Source organism: Mycobacterium sp. ML4 (assembly GCF_054515735.1).
Genome location: NZ_JBTNSY010000041.1, coordinates 1 through 21,578 on the forward strand (window position 1 = coordinate 1; position 21,578 = coordinate 21,578).

Here is a 21,578-nt window from a genome sequence, read left to right on the forward strand (position 1 = left end):
CGGTACAGCGGTTGTGAATGTGCTCTGCCGCATCGCCGGCGAACCGCGTCGACCATCAGGCGGGCGGCCTCCGTTGGGGGGAAGCTGCCGACTCCGGTTCCGAACGCGATCAAAGGCGGAGATCCGCAACCTAATTCGTCGGTCTTCTCCAGCGTCGGAACCGTTGCACGACCGACGATTTCGGTGGTGATGGTCGGGTCGGCGGCGTCGGCGGCAGCGGGGCCAATGGCGCGGCCGGAGTCGCAGGAACAACAACGTCGATGGCAATAATGGCGGCAACAGCTCCGCGGCCTTCACTGACGGCGGCGGCGGCGCTGGTGGCACCGCCCCGCACCTTTCGGCACTCCCACACCCGGTAGTGGCGGCAGCGGCGGGAGCCCCGGGGCCGGCGGTAATGCAGCCAAGGTCGGCTTCAACGGCACCATCGTCTAGGAGTCCCTCACAAGGGACAAGCGGCGGTTGACCAGTGTGGTCTGCCAGCGACGCCAAGTCGCCGGCGCTGCAACGAACATCGGCGCGCCACGCCTGCCGATGGACCTCTCTATCGCCGGACCCGTCGCGGTGTACTTTCACCCGCACGATCGGTTCTGCCATGCCTGGCGTACTGTCCGGCAGTACCGGTACTTGACGCGGACTCGGATGGCCGCCTGCAGGAAGGCAGAACGATGCTTCTTCAACTGGCTCTAGCACTGGCGCGGCGCACATGACCGGCGACGCACCCAACAACGCCGCGCCCGGCGCAGGCGGTTCCGGCGGCCACGGTGGTGCCGGGGGAGCCGGAGGTGCCGGAGGTCGCGGCGGTATCGGGGGCCGCGGTGGCGACGGCGGCCGGGGCGGCGACGGCGGTTCCGGGGGCCCAGGTGGCGACGGGGGCCCAGGTGGCGCGCCCGGCGCGGGTGGTCAGCCGGGGCAGGGTGGCGCCCCAGGCCAACCCGGACAGCCCGGCCAACCCGGACAGCCGGGCCAACCGGGAGAGCCCGGCTAGTCCCTAAGGGCGATCGCGCGCTGGCGCACCAGTGCGCACAACCGCCACCGGCCGGGCACTCCTTTGAGTTCGTGTTCGCCGCGCTCGGCGAATCGGCGCCGCGAGCCGGCGACAATGTCGCGCACCGTCGAGGACACCAACACTTCGCTGGGTCCGGCCAGGCCCGCGACCCGGGCCCCGATATGCACCGCCAGGCCGGCGACGTCGCTACCCCGCACCTCGACTTCGCCCGCGTGAATGCCGACCCGCAACTCAATGCCCAGCACCCGCACGGCGTCGACGATGTCATTGGCGAACGCAATCGCGGCGCTGGGACTCACGAATGTCGCGACGAATCCGTCACCGGCGGTGTTCACTTCGCGGCCGTTGAAGCGCTGGATCTCTCGGCGGACGAGGCTGTCGTGGCGGTCGAGCAGGTCTCGCCATCGATCGTCACCAAGCGCGGCGGCGCGCTGGGTCGAGCCAACGATGTCGGTGAACACAATCGTGGTGAGCACCCGCTCCGCATCGGAACCACTGCGCACGCCGGTGATGAACTCCTCGACCTCGTCGAGGATTGGCCCCGCGTCGCCAACCCAATACAGCGAATCCGCTCCCGGGAGTTCCACATAGCGTGCTCCCGCGATGCGATCGGCCAGGAAGCGGCCATGGTCGGCAGGGATGAAATGCCCGCTGCCGCGATGCAGGATCAGGGTCGGCGCGGTGATTCGCGCCAGGGTGTCGCGGACGTCGGCCTGAGTCACGACTCGACTCACGGCACGGGCCATGCTCGGCGACGCGGCACGGTTGCCGGCGTGATCCCACCATTCCCGGAACGCGTCGTCGCGGGCCACGCTCGGAGCGATGATCCTGAGCATGTCGAATCCCCGCTCCACCGCGTCCGGTTCGATAGCGGTTGACGTGAATGGGTCAGTCGCGCTCAGTTCGGCGCCGATCGGGTAATCGGGCGCCCACGACACGCGCGCCGTGCCGTTGATGATCACCAGATTGCGCACGCGTTCGGGGTACTCGGCGGCCAGAACCAGTCCACCCATGGCGTTGTAGCTCGTTGCGAGGATGGCCGCCTGCTCAGAGCCGACCGCCTCCATGACCGCGATTACGTCCTCGGCCCAGAACTTCGGCCCGATCATCTGCGTTGACGGAACGCGGGACGACATTCCTATCCCGCGTGGATCAAAGCGGATCACCCGGCTGAAGGTCGCCAGTCGTCGGTGGAAGCGGTGCATCGACGGCTCGGAGTCGATGCAGTCGATCGGAATCGACGGCCCGGGCAGCAAGACAAGGTCAAGTGGGCCCTCACCGAATACCTGGTAGGCGATGTCGAGATCGCCGCACTTCGCATAGCGGGTGCGTGGTGCCTGCGCCACTGCCCCAGGCTAGTTGATGCCAGCCCCTTGCGTAGGCTCGTCACGGTGAGTGCACGCGCAGGCATCGTGGTCACCGGTACCGAGGTTCTGACCGGACGGGTGCAGGACCGCAACGGTCCGTGGCTGGCCGACCGGCTGCTGGAATTGGGCGTCGAACTTGCCCACATCACCATCTGCGGTGACCGACCCGCCGACATCGAGGCGCAGCTGCGGTTCATGGCTGACCAGGGCGTGGACCTGATCATCACCAGCGGCGGCCTGGGCCCGACGGCCGATGACATGACCGTCGAGGTGGTGGCCCGCTTCTGCGGTCGCGAGCTCAAACTCGACGAGGCGCTGGAGAATCGGATCGCCGAAATCCTCAAGTCCCTGATGGCGCGCAATCCGGCGTTCGCCGCACTGATGGAACCGGGGAAGTTCGAGTCGGTGCGGGCGGCCAACCGCAAGCAGGCGATGGTTCCGGTCGGCTCGCAGATCCTGGATCCGGTGGGCACCGCACCGGGTGTAGTGGTGCCCGGCAAGCCGACGGTGCTGGTGCTGCCCGGACCGCCGCGCGAGCTGCAACCCATGTGGCGCAAGGCAATTGAAACCTCCGGAGTGCAAGACGCGATCGCTGGCCGCACCGTGTACCGGCAGGAGATGGTCCGGGTGTTCGGGCTGCCCGAGTCGGGCCTCGCCGAGACACTGCGCGAGGCCGAGACCGCCATATCCGGGTTCGCGGCTCTGGAAATCACCACCTGCCTACGCCGCGGCGAGCTGGAAATCGTCACCCGGTATGAGCCCGACGCGGCCAAGGCATACGCACAACTGACCCAGTTGCTGCGCGACCGGCACGGCGATCAGGTGTTCTCCGAGGACGGCTCGCAGGTCGATGATCTGGTCGCGCAGCGCCTGGCCGGCCGGACGATCGCGACGGCGGAGTCCTGTACAGCCGGGCTGCTCGCCGCGCGGCTCACGGAGCGCCCCGGCTCGTCGGACTATGTAGCCGGCGGGGTGGTGTCGTACTCCAACGAGGCGAAGGTGGAACTGCTCGGTGTGGACGCTGCGGTAATCGCAGCACACGGCGCCGTTTCCGAGCCGGTCGCCGAGGCGATGGCCGCGGGCGCCCTGACCCGGTTTTCGGCAGACATTGCGGTCGCCATCACCGGCATCGCCGGGCCCGGCGGTGGAACCGAGGAAAAACCGGTAGGCACAGTGTGTTTCACCGTCGCACGCACTGACGGCCCGTCAATCACCCGGACCTTGCGACTGCCCGGCAACCGCTCCGACGTCAGGGAGCGTTCCACCACGGTGGCTATGCACATGCTGCTGCGGTCGCTCAGGACTTAGCCCTTGGCAGGCAGTAGCAAGGCGCTCTCGGAGGAGCCGAACCGAATTCCGGTGGCATCCTTGCCGATCAGTGTCAGCACCACCACCATCGTCAGCACGGGCACGATCGTCGCCGCCAATGCGAACGGGTAGCCGTGCGTTTCGGCCAGGTGCTCCTGAATCGGCAGATTGAACGCCGCCAGCAGGTTGCCCAGCTGATACGTCACACCCGGATACAGCCCGCGGATCGCATCCGGCGACATCTCGGTGAGGTGGGCGGGGATCACACCCCAAGCCCCCTGCACCAAGAGCTGCATCAGGAATGCACCCAGGCACAGCATCGCCGCAGTGCGCGAGTAGGCGAATATGGGCACGATCGGCAGTGCCAGAACGGCGCAGAACAAAATGGTGTAACGGCGACCGAATCGCTGGGACAAGGTGCCGAAAGCCAGCCCGCCGATGATGGCCCCGACGTTGTAGACGATGACGATCCACCGGGCGGTTGCGCTGGACAGCCCCGCGCCGTGGTCGACGGTCGCCTTGAGAAACGTGGGATAGACGTCCTGGGTGCCGTGACTCATCCAGTTAAAGGCGGTCATCAGCAACACCAGGTAGAAGAACCGGCGGATCACCTTGGCATCCCGCAGCACGTCACGGATCCTGGTCTTGGTCAGCCGCATGTGGTCCTGCGCGGCCTCCCACACCTCGGATTCCTCCACCCGGTACCGAAGGATCAGGCAGACCAGCGCCGGGATGATGCTCAGCGCGAACAACCAACGCCATGACAGGCCGAACCCGTTCATGACGACCAACGAGGCCAGACTCGCCAACAGGTAGCCGAACGAATAGCCCTCCTGCAGGAGACCGGAAAAGAAGCCGCGACGCTCGGAAGGGACTTTCTCCATCGCCAGCGCCGCGCCCAATCCCCACTCGCCGCCCATCCCGATGCCGTACAGCAAACGCAGAATCACCAACACCGTGAAGTTCGGAGCGAACGCGCACAGGAAGCCCACCACCGAGTAGAACAGCACGTCGACCAGCAGCGGCAGTCGTCGACCGACCCGGTCTGCCCACAACCCGAACAACAGTGCTCCGACGGGACGCATGACCAGCGTGGCCGTCGTGACGAACGCGACTTCGGTTTTGGTGCGGTGGAACGTTTCAGCGATGTCGGCGTAAACCAGCACGACGATGAAGAAGTCGAAGGCGTCCATCGTCCAGCCGAGGAACGCCGCCAGGAACGAGTTGCGCTGGTCGCTGGTCAACCGCTGCTTAGCCACGTGAGCATCGTGGCGTACTGGCGCCGATACCGCGACTCCGAAACACCGCGAGTATGTTCCGGATACATGCGAATCATCGATGCCGATGGGCATGTCGCCGAGAACCCCACCCTGGCCTTCGAAGCGTTGAAGCGTTGGCCGGATCGAGTGCAGCTGAGTAACGACCGCCGGCCGCGGCTGACGATCGAGGGCCGCAACTACCCCGAAGACCACGGCCCGGGCGCCGGATGCCCGCCGGAACACGGCATCACCAAGGCACCTGACATCAACTGCTCGTCCCCGGAGGGCGTGCTTGCCGACGCCGATCGGGACCACCTGGACACGATGGTGCTCTATCCCAGCCTCGGTCTGTGCGTGCCCAGCCTCGAGGATCCCGACTTCGCTGCCGGCTTCGCGCGTCTGTACAACCAGTGGATCGCGAACTTCTGCGAGCCGACGCACGGCCGATTGCGCGGGGTGGCGGTCACGCCGATCGAGCACGGACAGGTGGCCATCGACATCATGACCGAGGCCAAGGAGCTTGGTTTGGTCGCGACGCTCGTCCCGCCGGCGCTGAAAACCCGTAATCTCGATCATCCCGACCTCGACACCTTCTACGCCGCCGCGGTTGATCTAGGCATGCCGCTGGGCATCCATGGCGCACCCGGCATCCATCTACCCAAGATCGGCGTGGACCGCTTCACCAACTACATCCAGGTGCACTGCATCAGCTTCCCGTTCGACCAGATGACGGCGATGACTGCGCTGGTGTCCGGCGGGGTGTTCGAGCGTCATCCCGGACTGCGTGTCGCATTCCTTGAAGCGGGCGCAGGCTGGGTGCCCTTCTTCATCGATCGCTTGCACGAGCACTACGAGAAGCGCGGCGACTGGATCGAGAACGGTTGGCGTCGCGACCCGCACGATTACCTGCGCGCCGGCAACATCTGGGTGACATGCGAACCGGAAGAGCCGATCCTGCCCGGGGTCATCGACGTGCTGGGCGACGATTTCATCATGTTCGCCAGCGACTATCCGCACTGGGACGGTGAGTGGCCGGAAAGCACCAAGCGTTTGCGAAACCGAACGGATATCAGCGAGCGGTCCCGTGCAAAGATCGGCGGACTCAATGCGCAGCGCTTCTATGGCCTGAATTGATCGTCCGCACGCGGGATTCGGTGGCAGGATATCGGCATGGTGCCTTTTCTGGTACGTGCCTCGTTGACCGGGCTAGCACTCTGGGTCGTGACACTTTTGGTACCAGGGCTGAGCTTCGTCGGCGGTAACACCACCCTGCAAAGGGTCGGCATCATTTTTGTCGTCGCGGTGTTGTTCGGCTTTGTCAACGCGATCGTCAAACCGATTGTGCAGATCCTGTCGATCCCGATGTATATCCTGACCCTCGGCCTCTTCCACATCGTGATCAATGCATTCATGTTGTGGATCACGGCGCAGATCACCAAGGACACCACTCATTGGGGCCTGCAGATCGATCACTTCTGGTGGACCGCAATCTGGGCGGCAATCGTGTTGTCGGTCATCAGCTGGATCCTGTCGCTGCTGACCCGCCGCGCCACCCGGCGCAAATCCTGAATCAACCGCGATTACCAGGAAATTTCGCGTGGACACCCTATGTTGTCAGGCCCTGTTGCACATATGCTGATTAGAACCGTGCTTACGAACACCGCCTGCTAACTCCGCCGAACATTTACGCTGTCTCTCGGCACGGACACGAACAACGCGCGCTGCCCCTCACCAGGGCGTCCCTATCCATGACGACGACGGGATACTGCCGAATATGAACACTGTCGCGGTCGGATCATCACCCGGTCCTTCGACGACGCGGCTGAGTTCGCAACTAAGTGACCCGAACAGTGGTTTGCGCGCGGTCACCGAGTGCACGGGTTCGGCGGTAGTCGTTCACGTGGGCGGCGACATCGATGCCAGTAACGAGCTGATCTGGCAACGCCTCGTGAGCAGGAGTGCCGCCATCGCGATCGCTCCGGGCCCCTTCGTCATCGACATTCGCGAGCTGGATTTCCTGGGATCCTGCGCCTATGCGGTGCTGGCTCAGGAGTCGGTCCGGTGCCGCCGACGCGGAGTCAGCATGCGCCTGGTCACCAGTCAGCCCATTGTTGCCCGCACCATTGCCGCATGCGGCCTGCGACGCCTGCTGCCGATGTACACCACCGTCGAAACAGCCCTCGCTCCGCCCGCCTGAAGCGCAGGCTCAGGGGCCGTGTGGTGCGAGTAGGCCGTTGAGAATCCCCAGGCCGGCCTGCAGCTGAGCCCCCGACATTTCCGGCGGGGGGGCTTCGCCGGTGGGCTGCCAAGGCTGGCAGCCACTCGTCTTGAATGTCTTGTCGCTCGGCTCGATCTGCACAATCTGGGGCTTCTTGGTCATGGCGTTGTCGATGAGTGCGCCGTCGGGGTTGCCGGTCCGCTTCCAGTAGCAGGTGCCGGTGCCCACCGGTCCGGCAGTGCTGTAGGTGCCGGGCGCGATGTCCGTGCCGACGTTGTAGATGCCGTCGTGGTCGATCGTCGTCTTGGGCGCCCCCGCCGCCGGGGTCCCCGTCGGAGCCGGCGCCGTAGTCGGTGACGGCGGCGGCGTGGGGTCGGGATCCGCGGCGGCGATACCTATCGCTCCGAACCATCCAGCGATCATCAACGCCGCGGCACAGCCGCGAGCACCCTTTTGCTTAGAGCCCATAACTAACTAGCTTAGCGGGCTGGGGAGCTCATTTCGAACCCTACGCGCAGGCGCCTCGGGCGATCAGCGTGCGAGCGTAGGCGAAGCAGAACACGGTGCCAATCACGACCGACGGCGCGATCGTTCTCCCGATATGCGGCGTGCCCGCCGAGAACGCGGCAACCGATTTGCCACCTCGCCGCACACACGCTGCGCCGGAATTTTTGCAGTCCGGCCGACTGTATGTAGCAAATTGCCGAAATCAATGATCCGAAACGGCGTCCTAGAACCGAATCATGGAGTCGAACACGACTTTCGCCATCGAGTTGGTGACATCAAAATCAGTCATTTTTCGAACGCCTTGCAACTCGCGGATTACGGCATTACGGAGCGAATCCCACATTCACCTTTTCACTGCCGATTGACGCCCATCAATCCAGGCGCCGCACTGCGCCGGCGTAACCGAGCGCGTGTTCATAGATATCGAGATTGTCGCGCGAGATTCGTGCGTGCACCGGACGCTCCAGGAGAAAGCGCAGGACGGGGTTGTACGCGTGGTAGGTCTCGTGAAAGGTCAGAACGGTGGTGCCGTCGGGCTGCTCCTCGAGTTGGTGGTAGCCCTCCGCCCGCGACCACAACGGCTTGCCGATGGCGACGTAACGCGACAATTCGTTGATCTTCGCCTCGGTGACGGTCTCCCACGACCGGCCCTTGCCGCCGGACAGCAAGTATCTGGGCACTGGAAAGACACAGGTGCGGACCAAACCTTCGCCCGCCTCGTCGCCTTCGTTGAGAATTTCCATGCTGCCGGTCGGCCAGGTCAGCACCCGGGGCCGCGAAGAGTCCGGCGGCACCGGTGGATGCAACACGCGCCACACCTTGGCCGGCGGGGCATCGACGTGGAATCGCACGGTGTAGGACTGCATCAGCCTTCGCCCCATTCGTCGAAGAAGGTGATCGTTTCCGCGTGCGGCCGCGCCGCGGGACGAAAATCCGTCCCGATCGTGTACGCCACCGGAAACAAGGCGGCTTGAGTAACCGTGCTCGGAATACCGAGCAATTCGGCGACCTCACGCTCCTTTGCCAGGTGCATGGTCGTCCACACCGAGCCCAGACCCCGCGACCGCAACGCAAGCTGGAAGCTCCAGCCGGCGGGAATGATGGACGCCCAGGCCGACGCGGCGACCAGTCGATTGCTTTCATCGATGCGCTGCAGCAAGCACGGGATGACATGCACCGGCACCTGCGCCAGCGTGTCGGTCAAGCAGAGCGCGCTGCGGTACACACGCCGGGTCTGAGGATCGTCGGCGTTGGCTTCGGCGTGGACCAGGTATTGGGCACCCACGCTGCGATAGATTTCGGCGATTGCGGCGCGCTTGCCGGGATCAGTGACCACCACCCAGCGCCAGTCCTGCGCGTTGCTGGCGGTCGGCGCCTGCATCGCCAGGCGTATGCATTCCATGATCACGTCGCGATGCACCGGACGGGTCAGATCGAGCCGTTTGCGTACCGATCGGGTAGTGGTGAGCAATTCGTCGACTGAAGCGATATCCATCCCGTCCCCTTCACCAACTCGTGTCACGAAAGTACCGCGGCACACCCGACGTACCCCAACACCGCAACTCCGGGCACCGATTGGCGCCTATGTCGACCCTCCGTGGACAGGACGATTGGCTGCTATTAACGTCCTGCCAGTAGATGAGCGGTCAGGCGTCGGAATGCGGGGCCGCGCGGGAGGAATTGGCGTTGCTGTTCATGCACGAGGTCCACACGGTGCGGGGCCGCGCCGAGGACGAATTCGAAGCCGCTTTCCGCGACGGCTGGATGCCCACGCTGGCGGCGGGGGACGAGGGCCGGCTGCTCTGGTACACCAACCAGGCGCAGGGCAGCGGACCGGCCTACACCGTCATCACGGTGACAGCGGTGCGGGACGGCGCAGCGTGGGAGCGGTTGACCAAACGTGTCCAGCACGGTGACCTGCGGGACTGGATGCATCACACCGACGAATTGCGCCACACCGTCGACGCCAAACTGCTGATACCACTGCCGTGGTCGCCGATGCAGAATGTGAGCTTCGACGACGTGCCCGCCGACGGACGCGAACACGAGATGAGCCTCTACATGGAAGACACCATGTGGCCCTATGAGGACAAGTTCGAGGAGTACATCGTCCGGTGCGGCGAGGTATATGCCCGCAGCCTCGAACAGCCGTCGTCCATGTTGAAGATGGATGCTTCGTTCCAGCCCGCACTCGGCAGCCATCTGCGCCGTGAAGTCATTCTGATGCAACGCATCAGCCGTCCCGAGGCACTGCTCGACCTGCTGCGCACCCACATACCGGCCGAGTACCGAACTCCCGGAACCTGGCTGCATGATGCGCTGGACTTGCGCGATCAGTGGACCAGCCGGCTGCTGCGCACGTCCACCTGGTCGCCCCTGCATTAAGGATTCATGAATCTCCGGACCATCATCGACGCCGCGGCGAGCGCCGATCCCCAACGGACCGCCCTGATCATCGACGGTCAGGCGATCGGCTACGGAACGCTCGATGCCGCGGTGCGCCGTTGTGCTGCCGGGCTGGCTGCGGCGGGAGTCACGTCCGGCGACCGGGTCGCGATCGTCGACACCGCGAGCCTGCTGTCTATCGCGTCCCTGCTCGGCGCAGCGCGCATCGGAGCCACCGCGGCGCTGATGAACCCCGCGTTGACGCCCGCGGAGTTGCGTGCGCTGCTCGACAACGCCGGTTGCTGCCCTGTGGCGGTCGCGGGAGAGGCGTTCGCGCACCGGCTGCCCGGGTCGGCGACCGCGCTGACGGCCACCGAACTGCTCAATCAGGACGCACCCGAGCGCTCCGAGAACTCCGCGGGCGACGTGGATCGGCCGGCGATGGTGCTGTTCACCAGCGGCACAACAGGGTTGCCTAAATCGGTCGAAATCGGAAGTCACCAGCTGGCGGCGCGCTTGGGCAGGACGTCACGACCGTTTGCGGCCGAAATTCCACCCGTGACGGTGATGATGTGTGTGCCCTACTTTCACGTAGGCGGATCCCTTGGGCTGCTCACCAGCCTGTACTCGGGCAACACTCTGGTGGTGCAGCGGCGGTTCGACGCCGGCGAGTGGTTGCGACTGGTGTCGCAGCACCGGGTCACCGGCATGTTCCTGGTGCCAACGATGCTGTACCGCATTCTGGAGCACCCCGATTTCGCCGCCACCGATCTGTCCTCGCTGACCGCTATCACCTACGGAGCCGCCGCCGCGCCCGCCGCGTTGATGCGCAAGGCGATGGCCGCGCTGCCGAATGTGGCTTTTACCAACGTTTTCGGTCAGACGGAGACGCTGGGCACATACGCCAACCTCACGCCACAGGATCATCACGATCCGGCCCGGGCGGGTTCTGTGGGCAGACCGTTGCCGGGGGTCGAGGTGCGGGTGGTCGATCCGGATACCGGCGCCGACGTCGAACCGGGAGCGGTCGGCGAGTTGTGGGTCCTCTCGCCGGTCAACACCGTTCCGGGATGGTTACGGACCGGTGATCTCGCGCGATTAGATGCCGGCGGCTACATCTTCCCGAGCGGGAGGCTGCGCGACACCATCAATCGCGGCGGCGAGAAGTTCGGCCCTGTCGAGGTGGAAGAGGCGTTGCGTTCCCATCCGGCGGTCAGCGACGTCGCAGTCGCCGGAGTCTCCGACGACGAACTGGGACAGCGGGTGGGCGCCGCGATCGTTGCCCGGGCACCGGTGACCCTTGAGGAGTTGCGCGCGCACTGCCGGGACATGATCGCCTACTTCAAACTGCCCGAACGGCTCGCGGTCATCGATGACATCCCTTATAACGCGACCGGCAAGGTTGACCGCCGCCGACTGGCTGAGCTGATCTTCCAACGGTCCTAAGCGTTGGCCCGGTTCAGGATTCGCTCCGCGTTATGGACCATTCCGGTCAAGATGTCGGCGGCGGGCCGGACGTCGTGTATCAGCCCGACGGCCTCACCAACGAGCACGGTGTCGACGTCGAAGTCCTCGGCAGCGACCCCGTCCCGGTAGGCGCTGATCGCCTCCGGCAGCCGTGCGAGCAGCTCATCCGGGTTGCCGTGCCAGCGCTGGATCAACTCGTTGCGCACTAGCCGCAGATCGTACCCAGCCGGCCAATCACGTTGCCGCACAAAGTCGAAGACGGTGGTACGCATGGTATTGTCGCCGCCGGCCGCGAGGGCGCGCCGGTACGCTGCCGGCGAGACCAGCGCTTCGTCAGACGCCCAGAATCTGGTACCGACCAAAACCCCTTCGGCACCGAGGGCCAGCGCCGCGGCCAGGCCGCGGCCGTCGGCGATCCCGCCGGCGGCCACCACCAGCGTCGCGGACGCCTGTTCGGTGACCAGGTCGACGACCTCGGGGACCAGCGTGAACGTCGAGCGGCCGCTCATTCCGTGCCCACCTGCTTCACCGCCCTGGGCGACAATGAGGTCCGCGCCGGCATCGATGGCCTGGCGCGCCTGAGCAAGGTTCTGCACCTGGGCGGTCAACGGGACGCCTGCCCGATGGATGCGATCCGCGAACGGCTCGAGGTTGCCGAACGACAGCATGACCGTTGGCGGCCGCAGCGCCAGGACGGTGTCGAGAAGTTCCGGTTCGTGCGCCAGGCTCCACGTGATGAAGCCGTATCCGACGCGTGCACCCCCGGCCTGGACAATTTCCGAACGCAACCACGCTGCATCACCGTATCCACCGCCGACCAAGCCCAGACCGCCGGCTGCGGTGACCGTTGCCGCCAGCCGACCACCCGACACCATGGCCATCGGCGCCAGCAGGACCGGATGCTGAATGCCCAGAAAATCGGTGAGGCGGGTGCGCAGTGTCATCTTTGTGCCTCCGTTGTCATCTTTGTGCCTCCGTTGCGAGTTTCCCGGTGAGGAATTGCGCCGGGCTTGGCCGAAAGACCAGTCCTCGTCCTGGTTTTCGGTGACCGAGACGATCAAGTCAGCTGGGTTGAGACCACTCTTCCTACCACGGGCGCGCAACACTGCGATGCGCCGCTTCGTGGAGGCGGCGGTTGGCAGCATCTGACCAACGGCCGGAAACGCTCAGGCCGGCGGCGTCAGCCCGGACCGAACCAGGGCCACAGCCGTGGCAACCAACTCGCCGAGGTCGCCGCAGCCGACGCGACGCCAATTCTTCACCGCCACAACAAGAGCCGCCGCCAGCGTCGATCGGGCCACTTCCGCAGCCGGTTCGATATCAGGGCCCTCGGGATATCGAACCCGGACGAAATCGGTCAGGACGGCGGCGAATGGGGCTTGCACCACCTGCAGATGCGCGGCGATGCGCTCAGCACTGATCAGCCCGGTCCGGGCGGTCGCCGCCTGACGGACCACTTCGAGACCGTGCGGGAAGGTGGCGACACTGGCCAGCACCGCGTCGAACAGTGACTCCGAGGCCGGTCGCCGGGCGAGCGCTTCGGCCAGCCACTCCGGCTGCGCCTCGTAGTCCTGGAACAGCACCGCCTCTTTCGTCGGGAAATGCCGAAAAAAGGTGCTCTCGGTGTCGCCTGCTTCGCGGGCCAACTCCGTCACAGTGACGTTTGCGAACCCCTTGCGGGCAAAGCTTTTCAGCGCCGCCAGCCGAAGCGGCTCCCGCCGGGGACTTCGGCCACGGACTGCTGCACCCGGACCTGATGGGGCCCAATCGTCCCGGACCGAAGGGCTTCCTGGATCTCCCGATACCGATCGGCGGGCTGTACCTCGGTGGGTATCAAGCCCTCGACGATGCGACTTATGCGCCCTTCTTCACCTTGAGGACGCGCTTGCGCAGGCCTTTGGTGGCCGTGTCCATCAGTGCTCTGGCGCCCTGCCTGACAAAGAATCCGGGCACCGGCGCACTCAATTCGACTGTCAGGTCGAAGCGCACCCGGGTGGAGTCGCCGTCGGGTGTAAGGGTGTAACGGCCGTCCTGTGCCTTCTGCTGCTTGGCTTCGACCAGGGTCCAGCCCACTCCGTCGTCGTGCACGGTATAGGCAAGCACCTGCTCTTCGGTGAACCCGACGAGTTTGACGACCTGCCGCGACCTGAGCGGATGGCCCTCTTCGTCGCGCTCGAGGACTTCAACCGTCTTGTGCACCGACGACCAGTCCGGCAGCGTTTCGATGTCGAGCAATACGTCCATGATCTCGTCGGGCGTCGCTTCGATCACGACCTCACGGGACTCGGTGACAGCCATGCCGCAACCATATCCACGCCGGCGCTCCGCTGAAACCATCCGGTGTTATGGAACCAGCACCACCTTGCCGATGTTCTCCCGGGCTGCCAGGATCCTATGCGCTTCCGGCGCCTGGGCGAACGGTACCGCCGCGTGCACAACCGGTGACACCGTGCCGTCGCGCAATGCCGTGCTCAGTGGCGTGATCCATGGCTCAAGGGTGCCCCGGTCGTCCCACAACTTCAGCATGTTGAGCCCGATGACGGTCTTCGACTCGGAGAGTTGGTCGAGCAAGTTGAACCCGCGCAGCATCGCAAGGGCGTGCGGCGCCGCCTTGCGCAGTGAGCGCTTCTCACCCTCTTGCATATTTGAAATCCCGTATCCGACAAGCCGTCCGCCGGGACGCAGCAGGTGGTAGGACCGCCGCAACGACGTGCCACCCAACGCGTCCATGACGATGTCGTACGGTTCCAGGCCCTTCCACCAGCCGTCTCGACGGTAATCGATTGCTCGATCCACCCCAAACTCGGCCAACTTCTGATGCTTCGCCGGCGACGCGGTGCCGTGAATCTCGGCACCCGCGGCCTTGGCGAACTGAATGGCAGCGATGCCCACGCCCCCGGCGGCGGCGTGGATGAGGACCCGTTCGCCGGCACGCAACGACCCGTAACCATGCAGCCCGGCCCAGGCGGTCGCATAGTTGACCGGGACCGCAGCGCCCTGTTCGAAGGTCACCGCATCGGGCAGCGCCACCGAGTCAGCCGCAGCGACGTTGACGATCTCGGCATAACCCCCGAATCGTGTTCCCGCCAAGACCCTTTCGCCAATCCGGCCGCTATCCACATTGTCACCGACCACCGTCACCGTGCCGGCCACTTCGTAGCCGACCACGGCCGGCAGCTTGGGGGCATCCGGATATAGGCCCACCCGCGCGAGGTGGTCGGCGAAATTGACCCCGGCGGCCCGGACACTGATCTGCAACTGACCCGGCCCCGGCGGTGGTGGGTCCGGCCGCTCCTGGACTTGCAGGACCGAAGGGTCGCCATGTCTGGTGATGACGACAGCACGCATATGTGTTCCTTAAGTTCGTAGGTGCAGTTACTTCGTGTTGACGTTGTGCGGTGACCCGGGTGGGTCGGATGAGGCTGATCTATCGTTTGCCGGCCTGGTGGTGCGGCTCGAGAGGACTGGCCGCCCGGCCCGCCTGGACTTCTCTGGTCGCTGATTGAGATCCTCTCGCAGTTTCAGAAGTGCCGGCCGAGCTCCTCGCTGTCCGCCTGCTGAGCCAGTGCGGCAAGCCTTGCGCGCCATAACTTTTCGAAGGGATGCAACCAGTCACCGAGCTCGGCAAGCGGTTCAGCCGTCAATCGGTAGATGCGGCGCCGCCCCTGCGCCTCGTCGGCGACCAGCCCAGCGTCGCGCAACACCTTGAGATGCTCGGCAACGGCCGGCCGGCTCAGCTCGAACCGTTCGCTGAGCTCGCCTGCGGACAGAGACTGGCAACTCAAGATCTCGAGTAGCTTGCGCCGCACCGGGTTTGCCAACGCCGCAAAGATACGGTCACAGATGCGGTCGGAGTTGGCCACGTGCACAATCTATGTCCGACATTCCCGACATGTCAACTTTTTCCGACGCACTATCACCGGGCGGCAAATGGGTCGGCCCTTTCGGTGACGATCACCGCTTCCCCGGCCGCGGCGTGGGCCGGCTGCAGTGGCCTGATGCCGTAATCAGCGCGCAACTCATCGAGGTCACGATCGGCGACCGCCCAGAAATCCCAGTCCGGCGACAACAGGTCGGTGCCCATTGACGCACCACGTTGCCAGCTCACCAGAAACTTCTCCGGGTCGAGCGCACCCTGGCGCGCACCGATGCCGTTGACATCATGGCCGATGTGCCATTCAAAGATGACCGGCAGGACGTGAGCGCGCAGTCCGTCGCACCGGTGCATCGCACCGGTGAACGTGCTCGTCAGGAGTTCACCTTGAACTGAGGTGCTGTAACCCGACAGGACGTGCAGACCGTCGTGCGGAACGGCGAATACACTTGCGAAGGCGAACTTTTCACCCGGGAAGGCGAAGTTGTGCCGACGGAAGTGTGCCCACAACTGATGGCCGAAGGTGCCCGCAGGTAGCTCCTCGAGCGCCAGGAATCGGGCAGCCAGGCGCCGGTGGGCATCAGTTTGCGCCCCGTACGGCAGCATCACCGGCATGCTGTGGTCCGGACGCGCGAGACCCGGAAAACTCGACGCGTTTCGTCGGGCCATGTCCGCCAGTGCCCACGCCAGGCGCCCGCGAGCTATCTGCAGGATGTTGCGAACCCAACCCGCCCGGACATGCATCGCATGTGCATACTCGACGACTTTGCGCAGCCGCGCCGGGTCGATCTGCCCGTCGGCGAGTGATGCGCACGCGATGAGTGCGGCGGCGTGTCCGGCCAACTCGTGGCTCGATCCCACGGCGCGGGCCAATTCCTGTGGCTCGATCCGCGGCAAGGCACTCACCTCGACCTGGACAGCCGGCCGGAACAGCATCAGACCGGCGGCCACAACCAGGCCATCACCCCGTCCGGATCGGGGATCGGTGGGATCGGTGATGTGCTGAACCACTCGATGCGCGGCCGCGAGAATCGCGTGGGCCTGCGCGGGGGTTGCCTCCTCGAACACTGCTAGTTCATACACACCGAGATTGGGGGCCGGCTGGATAACGGCTGCCAGGATCCTCTGGATGCCCACGCCGCCGCCATCTAGCGTTCCAAAGGTGGCTCACGACCGTCGCGAGGAAGCTGGGGAGGTGCACCGCTGCGTCGCCACGATCGCCTCGCGGCTGGAGCGCCAGTCCGCCCAGATCAGTGCCACGATCTGCGCGGCGCTCACGGACGAGATACCGGAATTACGGGGCGACGGGCACCTGACCGACCTCCTGGCTGCGAGCGTCCAGGCCAACGTTGAAACAATTTTCCAGCCGCTGTTGCACGCCGTCCCGGTCGACAGGATCGCCGTACCCCGGCCGGCACTGGAGTATGCCCGGCGACTTGCGCAACACGATGTTGCGGTGCACACCCTGGTACGCGCCTACCGGCTCGGGCAACGTCACATGACCGAATTGGTGTTCGATGCGCTGCGCGCCCTCGACGTGCAACCCACGACGCGGGTGTCGGTGATCGAAACCATCACCACTGTCGTCTTCGAGTACGTGGACCGGGTGTCCCAGCAGGTGGTCGGGGCATACGAGAGCGAACGCGTGCAATGGCTGGAGAACCAGAACAGCATTCAGGCCATGCGGGTTCGCGACCTGCTCGAGGCCGATACCGAAGTCGACATCGAAACCGTCTCTGCGGCAATCGGTTACCCACTGCAGGTCCAGCACCTGGGACTGGTCGTCTGGCGCGACGACGCTGAAGATGACGTGTTGGCCCGGTTGCAGGAAGTCATCGGCGGGCTGGCTAGCGCGGTGAACGCGTCAGAGCCCCCTTTGTTCGCCGCAGTCGACCGGAGCAGCGCGTGGGTGTGGTTACCCTTCCGATCGGCACCCGGTGAGCTCGCCGCTCGAGTTCGCGGATACGCCCGCGCCCGGCGGGACGCGCTGAATATCGCTATGGGTGCACTGGGATCCGGCGTCAGCGGGTTCCGGCGATCCCACCGGCAGGCGCAGCGGGCCCGCGCGGCTGCATCGGGTCGGGAACCGCGGTCCTCTCAATGCGTGCTCGTCGCAGCAACCGACCCCGGCGTGATGGCCTCGGCCGTGTTAGGCACCCACATCGGCGAAGTCCGTGAATGGGTTGCCGACGTCCTCGGGGACCTCGCTTCCAACACCGACGATGCGGCCGTGCTACGCGAGACACTGCGGGTCTTCTTGCACCCTGGCTCCACGCCGGAGGTCGCGGCACGGGACCTCAACCTCAGCTTCAACGCCCTGCGGAGTCGAGTGGAGCGCGCGGTCGAGCGGCGCGGGCGCCCGATAGATGACCGAGGCGACGTCGAGCTCGCGCTATTCGTCTGCAACTGGTACGGCTCGGCTGTGCTGCGACCGGCCTGATGCACCACCACTGGGAGCGGGTCGGCGACGGCGTGCACCGCTGCCGACTGGCGTTCTGCGACGTCACGGTCGGCCTGGTTTGTGGGCGTGACTCGACGTTGCTCATCGACACCGGCACCACCCTCGAAGAAGCCGAGAGCATCCAGTCGGATGGACGTCAGCTGGCCAGCCACCCGGTAGAACATGTTGTGTTGACGCACAAGCACTTTGACCACGTCCTGGGCTCTTCGGTGTTCAGCGGGGCGCACATCTACTGTGCGCCCGAGGTGGCCGCCTACCTGTCGTCGGCCACCGGCGAGCTGCGTGCCGATGCGGTGCGGCACGGCGCGGATCCGGAGGCGGTCGACCGCGCGATCGCAGCGCTACGGGTGCCGCAGCACAAAATCGAGGACGCGGTCATCGATCTGGGAGACCGGGTGGTCACGGTCGCCCATGTGGGCTCCGGCCATACCCGATCTGATCTGGTTGTCGTCGTGCCTACGACCCGTGCGGGGGATCGGGCTGTGGTGTTCACCGGTGACCTGGTCGAAGAATCCGACAACCCGGCGATAGACGCCGATTCCGATGTGGCCGCCTGGCCTGCCACGCTGGACCGGTTACTGGCGATCGCCGGCGCCGGGGCCCTCTTCGTTCCAGGGCATGGGAGGGTGGTCGACGCCGAGTTCGTCCGCCGCCAACAGGACTGGTTGCGAACGCGGGGCGGGGGTCGCTCCGGCTGAAGGAGATTACCGGGCAGTCGCGGTACAAGCGGCGATGAGCGCGCGCGGATCGGAGACGCTGAGCACCAGCGACCTCAACGTGATCGACTTCCACCAGACCTTCGCCGGGACCGGGGGATCGATCGTCAGCTCGACCAGACCTTTGCGCGACCCGTTGACCAGCCAGCGAGAGCCCAGAACGTGCACACCTGCAGTGAAAACCCGCTCGTGGGACTCCTCGGCACTCTTGATCGCCGTCAGTGGGATGTCGGCGGTGAATGCCCATCCCATCTTGACGTGCAATGTGCCGGCCTCAACGCGCAACTCACTGTTTTGGGGACCGAGTCCGACCGCTGCCGCGAGCGGAACATACCATCGGTCAAAACGCAATTCTGTCTGCACGGATCAGACGCTACGCCGGTCCGGGCGCCGCGGCGAGGGTTTTACCCGCACCGGCCCCAGTATCATCCCCTCGAATTCAAATCCATTGCCAGACAACGATTTCAGTGACAGTCGCCCGGCGCGCAACGCCGCTGAATGACAACGACCCCGCCGCCGTTCGCCGGTTCCCGCCGCGCAGGACATCGCGCTGAACCGATCTGGTGACACGGCGTTATTCTCTGGCGCTCGGCCGGTGATCTAGCTCACGCATCCGGGGCATACACTCACTGCGTCAGGGGAACCGGGGCTTAGGAGGAGCGGAAGGCCATGGCCATCGCCGAAACGGACAACGCGGTCCAATCACCGTTCGAGCAGGACTTCGAAAAGGACCTAACCGCCACCCAGCGGTACTTCGAGAGTTCGCGATTCAACGGCATCACCCGCCTCTACACCGCCCGGCAGGTTGCCGAGCAGCGCGGCACGATCCCCACCGACTACACCGTCGCCCGTGAAGCGGCCGCCGCTTTCTACGAGCGCCTGCGCGAGCTTTATGCAGAGCAGAAGAGCATCACCACCTTCGGCCCTTACTCGCCGGGGCAGGCCGTGAGCATGAAGCGGATGGGTATCGAGGGCATCTATCTGGGCGGTTGGGCCACCTCTGCCAAGGGATCGACCACCGAGGACCCGGGACCGGACCTGGCCAGCTATCCGCTTAGCCAGGTGCCCGATGACGCGGCGGTGCTGGTGCGCGCCCTGCTCACCGCTGACCGCAATCAGGAGTACCAGCGGCTCAATATGAACGAACGCCAGCGGGCGTCGGGCACCCGGTATGACTTCCGTCCGTTCATCATCGCTGATGCCGACACCGGCCACGGTGGTGATCCGCACGTACGCAACCTGATCCGCCGTTTCGTCGAGGTCGGCGTGCCGGGCTACCACATCGAGGACCAGCGCCCGGGCACCAAGAAGTGTGGCCACCAGGGCGGCAAGGTTCTGGTGCCGTCGGACGAACAGATCAAGCGACTCAACGCCGCTCGCTTTCAACTCGACATCATGCGGGTGCCCGGAATCATCGTCGCGCGCACCGACGCCGAGGCTGCGAACCTGATCGACAGCCGCGGCGACGAGCGCGATCAGCCATTCCTGCTGGGCGCCACCAACCTCAACGTGCCGTCCTACAAGAGCTGTTTCCTGGCCATGATGCGTCGCTTCTATGACTCGGGCGTCGAGGAGATCAATGGCCACCTGCTGTACGCGCTCGGCGACGCTGAATACGCGGCCGCGAACGCGTGGCTGGAGCGCCAGGGCATCCTTCAGCTCGTCGCCGACGCCATCAGCAAGTGGCGTGACGACGAGCAACTGTCGATCGACGACGTGTACGACGAGGTCGAGTCGCGGTTTGTCGCCGCCTGGGAGGATGCCGCCGGCGTGATGACCTACGGCGAGGCGGTGGCCGAGAAACTCGAATTCGGCGAGAGCGAAGGCGAACCGTCCGGGATGAGTCCCGCGGAATGGCGTGAGTTCGCCTCCACCGCGTCCCTCTACGCAGCGCGCGCCAAGGCCAAGGAACTGGGCGCCGGCGCTGACTGGGATTGCGAACTGGCCAAAACACCGGAGGGCTACTACCAGATCCGCGGCGGCATCCCCTACGCCATTGCCAAGTCGCTGGCTGTGGCGCCGTTCGCCGACATCCTCTGGATGGAGACCAAGACCGCCGACCTCGCCGACGCCCGGGAGTTTGCCGAGGCGATCCACGCCAAATTCCCCGACCAGATGTTGGCTTACAACCTCTCGCCGTCGTTCAACTGGGACACCACCGGCATGACCGACGAAGAGATGCGGCAGTTCCCGGTGGAACTGGGCAAGATGGGATTTGTCTTCAACTTCATCACCTACGGCGGACACCAGATCGATGGTGTCGCCGCAGAGGAATTCGCCACCTCGCTGCGTCAGGACGGCATGTTGGCGCTGGCCCGCCTGCAGCGCAAGATGCGTCTGGTGGAGTCGCCCTACCGCACCCCGCAGACTCTGGTCGGAGGTCCGCGCAGCGACGCGGCCTTGGCCGCCTCGTCCGGACGCACGGCGACTACGAAGGCGATGGGCAAGGGTTCCACCCAGCACCAGCACCTGGTGCAGACCGAGGTGCCCAAGAAGTTGCTGGAAGAGTGGCTGGCGATGTGGAGTGACCACTACCAGCTCGGCGAGAAATTGAGAGTCACGTTGCGGCCCCGCCGTGCCGGCTCAGACGTGCTGGAACTCGGAATCTACGGCGAGGGTGACGAGCAGCTGGCAAACGTCGTCGTCGACCCGATCAAGGATCGGCACGGCCGCAGCATCCTGCAGGTACGCGACCAGAACACCTTCGCCGAAAAGCTGCGGCAGAAGCGGCTGATGACCCTGATCCACCTCTGGCTGGTCCACCGGTTCAAGGCCGACGCGGTGTACTACGTCACGCCGACCGAGGACAACCAGTATCAGACCGCGAAGATGAAGTCGCACGGAATCTTCAGCGAGGTGTACCAGGAGGTCGGGGAGATCATCGTCGCCGACGTGAACAAGCCGCGCATCGAGGAGCTGCTGAACCCGGACCGGACGGCGCTGCGTCGATTGATCCTCAAGGAGGATTGATCGAAGGCTCAGCCCTAGAACGCATTTGGCGCCTGCTGGT

At 65.3% G+C, this 21,578-nt stretch carries 22 protein-coding genes and 1 pseudogene; 11 read left to right on the forward strand and 12 right to left on the reverse strand.

Annotated elements, in window-relative coordinates; genetic code table 11:
• The first annotated feature begins 703 nt into the window (after window positions 1–703).
• A complete protein-coding gene (locus ACX9NE_RS27775) occupies window positions 704–985 on the forward strand; it encodes a hypothetical protein (protein ID WP_459377748.1) in 282 nt (93 codons plus the stop codon).
• Here ACX9NE_RS27775 and ACX9NE_RS27780 read toward each other — a convergent pair.
• Window positions 982–2,352 carry an adenylate/guanylate cyclase domain-containing protein gene (locus ACX9NE_RS27780; RefSeq protein WP_459364955.1) on the reverse strand — a complete coding sequence of 457 codons (1,371 nt, stop codon included), beginning with the start codon at window positions 2,350–2,352 and terminating at the stop codon, window positions 982–984. The two genes, ACX9NE_RS27775 and ACX9NE_RS27780, sit on opposite strands and share 4 nt — an antisense overlap.
• Before the next feature lie 45 nt (window positions 2,353–2,397).
• Here ACX9NE_RS27780 and ACX9NE_RS27785 point away from each other — a divergent pair, with 45 nt between their 5' ends.
• The gene (locus ACX9NE_RS27785) at window positions 2,398–3,681 is read left to right on the forward strand and encodes a competence/damage-inducible protein A (protein ID WP_459364956.1); all 1,284 of its coding nucleotides are present in this window, start codon (window positions 2,398–2,400) and stop codon (window positions 3,679–3,681) included.
• Here ACX9NE_RS27785 and ACX9NE_RS27790 read toward each other — a convergent pair.
• Window positions 3,678–4,940: a sialate:H+ symport family MFS transporter gene (locus ACX9NE_RS27790; protein WP_459364957.1), complete on the reverse strand. Its 1,263-nt coding sequence runs from the start codon at window positions 4,938–4,940 to the stop codon at window positions 3,678–3,680. The genes ACX9NE_RS27785 and ACX9NE_RS27790 overlap by 4 nt on opposite strands.
• A 66-nt stretch (window positions 4,941–5,006) precedes the next feature.
• Between ACX9NE_RS27790 and ACX9NE_RS27795 the strand changes: the two genes are divergently transcribed.
• From ACX9NE_RS27795 to ACX9NE_RS27805, 3 genes are all read left to right on the forward strand, one after another.
• On the forward strand, window positions 5,007–6,074 hold the full coding sequence (locus tag ACX9NE_RS27795; RefSeq protein ID WP_459364958.1) for an amidohydrolase family protein: 1,068 nt from the start codon (window positions 5,007–5,009) through the stop codon (window positions 6,072–6,074).
• 36 nt (window positions 6,075–6,110) lie between these two features.
• Entirely contained in the window at window positions 6,111–6,509 is a 399-nt protein-coding gene (locus ACX9NE_RS27800; RefSeq protein ID WP_459364959.1) for a phage holin family protein, read from the forward strand.
• 205 nt (window positions 6,510–6,714) lie between these two features.
• On the forward strand, window positions 6,715–7,137 hold the full coding sequence (locus tag ACX9NE_RS27805) for an anti-sigma factor antagonist (RefSeq protein ID WP_459364960.1): 423 nt from the start codon (window positions 6,715–6,717) through the stop codon (window positions 7,135–7,137).
• Window positions 7,138–7,146: 9 nt separating this feature from the next.
• Here ACX9NE_RS27805 and ACX9NE_RS27810 read toward each other — a convergent pair whose 3' ends face one another.
• The 3 genes from ACX9NE_RS27810 to ACX9NE_RS27820 all read right to left on the reverse strand — a co-directional run bounded on the left by ACX9NE_RS27810 (window position 7,147) and on the right by ACX9NE_RS27820 (window position 9,160).
• The gene (locus tag ACX9NE_RS27810) at window positions 7,147–7,626 is read right to left on the reverse strand and encodes a hypothetical protein (protein ID WP_459364961.1); all 480 of its coding nucleotides are present in this window, start codon (window positions 7,624–7,626) and stop codon (window positions 7,147–7,149) included.
• A gap of 410 nt (window positions 7,627–8,036) precedes the next feature.
• Window positions 8,037–8,531 (reverse strand): SRPBCC family protein, encoded by a 495-nt coding sequence (locus ACX9NE_RS27815; protein WP_459364962.1) that lies wholly within the window; start codon window positions 8,529–8,531, stop codon window positions 8,037–8,039.
• Window positions 8,531–9,160: a nitroreductase family protein gene (locus ACX9NE_RS27820; RefSeq protein WP_459364963.1), complete on the reverse strand. Its 630-nt coding sequence runs from the start codon at window positions 9,158–9,160 to the stop codon at window positions 8,531–8,533. The genes ACX9NE_RS27815 and ACX9NE_RS27820 overlap by 1 nt, the downstream gene beginning before the upstream one ends.
• A 143-nt stretch (window positions 9,161–9,303) precedes the next feature.
• Between ACX9NE_RS27820 and ACX9NE_RS27825 the strand changes: the two genes are divergently transcribed.
• Window positions 9,304–10,050, forward strand: coding sequence for a hypothetical protein (locus tag ACX9NE_RS27825; protein ID WP_459364964.1), 747 nt, complete (start codon window positions 9,304–9,306; stop codon window positions 10,048–10,050).
• 6 nt (window positions 10,051–10,056) lie between these two features.
• The gene (locus ACX9NE_RS27830; RefSeq protein WP_459364965.1) at window positions 10,057–11,496 is read left to right on the forward strand and encodes a class I adenylate-forming enzyme family protein; all 1,440 of its coding nucleotides are present in this window, start codon (window positions 10,057–10,059) and stop codon (window positions 11,494–11,496) included.
• Here ACX9NE_RS27830 and ACX9NE_RS27835 read toward each other — a convergent pair.
• On the reverse strand, window positions 11,493–12,461 hold the full coding sequence (locus tag ACX9NE_RS27835; RefSeq protein WP_459364966.1) for an NAD(P)H-dependent flavin oxidoreductase: 969 nt from the start codon (window positions 12,459–12,461) through the stop codon (window positions 11,493–11,495). The genes ACX9NE_RS27830 and ACX9NE_RS27835 overlap by 4 nt on opposite strands.
• Window positions 12,462–12,683: 222 nt before the next feature.
• Window positions 12,684–13,220 (reverse strand): TetR/AcrR family transcriptional regulator, encoded by a 537-nt coding sequence (locus tag ACX9NE_RS27840; RefSeq protein ID WP_459364975.1) that lies wholly within the window; start codon window positions 13,218–13,220, stop codon window positions 12,684–12,686.
• Between the two features lie 8 nt (window positions 13,221–13,228).
• On the opposite strand from ACX9NE_RS27840, the pseudogene ACX9NE_RS27845 reads away from it, so the two are divergent.
• Window positions 13,229–13,366: pseudogene (locus tag ACX9NE_RS27845) on the forward strand (hypothetical protein); the annotation flags it as partial.
• Between the two features lie 5 nt (window positions 13,367–13,371).
• Here ACX9NE_RS27845 and ACX9NE_RS27850 read toward each other — a convergent pair.
• From ACX9NE_RS27850 to ACX9NE_RS27865, 4 genes are all read right to left on the reverse strand, one after another.
• Entirely contained in the window at window positions 13,372–13,815 is a 444-nt protein-coding gene (locus tag ACX9NE_RS27850) for an SRPBCC family protein (RefSeq protein WP_459364967.1), read from the reverse strand.
• A gap of 45 nt (window positions 13,816–13,860) precedes the next feature.
• The gene (locus tag ACX9NE_RS27855) at window positions 13,861–14,865 is read right to left on the reverse strand and encodes a zinc-binding dehydrogenase (protein WP_459364968.1); all 1,005 of its coding nucleotides are present in this window, start codon (window positions 14,863–14,865) and stop codon (window positions 13,861–13,863) included.
• Between the two features lie 173 nt (window positions 14,866–15,038).
• On the reverse strand, window positions 15,039–15,380 hold the full coding sequence (locus ACX9NE_RS27860; RefSeq protein WP_459364969.1) for an ArsR/SmtB family transcription factor: 342 nt from the start codon (window positions 15,378–15,380) through the stop codon (window positions 15,039–15,041).
• Window positions 15,381–15,433: 53 nt separating this feature from the next.
• Window positions 15,434–16,474 (reverse strand): hypothetical protein, encoded by a 1,041-nt coding sequence (locus ACX9NE_RS27865; protein WP_459364970.1) that lies wholly within the window; start codon window positions 16,472–16,474, stop codon window positions 15,434–15,436.
• Window positions 16,475–16,553: 79 nt separating this feature from the next.
• Between ACX9NE_RS27865 and ACX9NE_RS27870 the strand changes: the two genes are divergently transcribed.
• Window positions 16,554–17,831 (forward strand): PucR family transcriptional regulator, encoded by a 1,278-nt coding sequence (locus tag ACX9NE_RS27870; protein ID WP_459364971.1) that lies wholly within the window; start codon window positions 16,554–16,556, stop codon window positions 17,829–17,831.
• On the forward strand, window positions 17,831–18,550 hold the full coding sequence (locus tag ACX9NE_RS27875; protein ID WP_459364972.1) for an MBL fold metallo-hydrolase: 720 nt from the start codon (window positions 17,831–17,833) through the stop codon (window positions 18,548–18,550). The genes ACX9NE_RS27870 and ACX9NE_RS27875 overlap by 1 nt, the downstream gene beginning before the upstream one ends.
• A gap of 6 nt (window positions 18,551–18,556) precedes the next feature.
• Here ACX9NE_RS27875 and ACX9NE_RS27880 read toward each other — a convergent pair whose 3' ends face one another.
• The gene (locus ACX9NE_RS27880) at window positions 18,557–18,931 is read right to left on the reverse strand and encodes a hypothetical protein (protein WP_459364973.1); all 375 of its coding nucleotides are present in this window, start codon (window positions 18,929–18,931) and stop codon (window positions 18,557–18,559) included.
• Between the two features lie 306 nt (window positions 18,932–19,237).
• Here ACX9NE_RS27880 and aceA point away from each other — a divergent pair, with 306 nt between their 5' ends.
• Window positions 19,238–21,538, forward strand: coding sequence for an isocitrate lyase ICL2 (gene aceA, locus ACX9NE_RS27885; RefSeq protein WP_459364974.1), 2,301 nt, complete (start codon window positions 19,238–19,240; stop codon window positions 21,536–21,538).
• The last annotated feature ends 40 nt before the right edge of the window (window positions 21,539–21,578 follow it).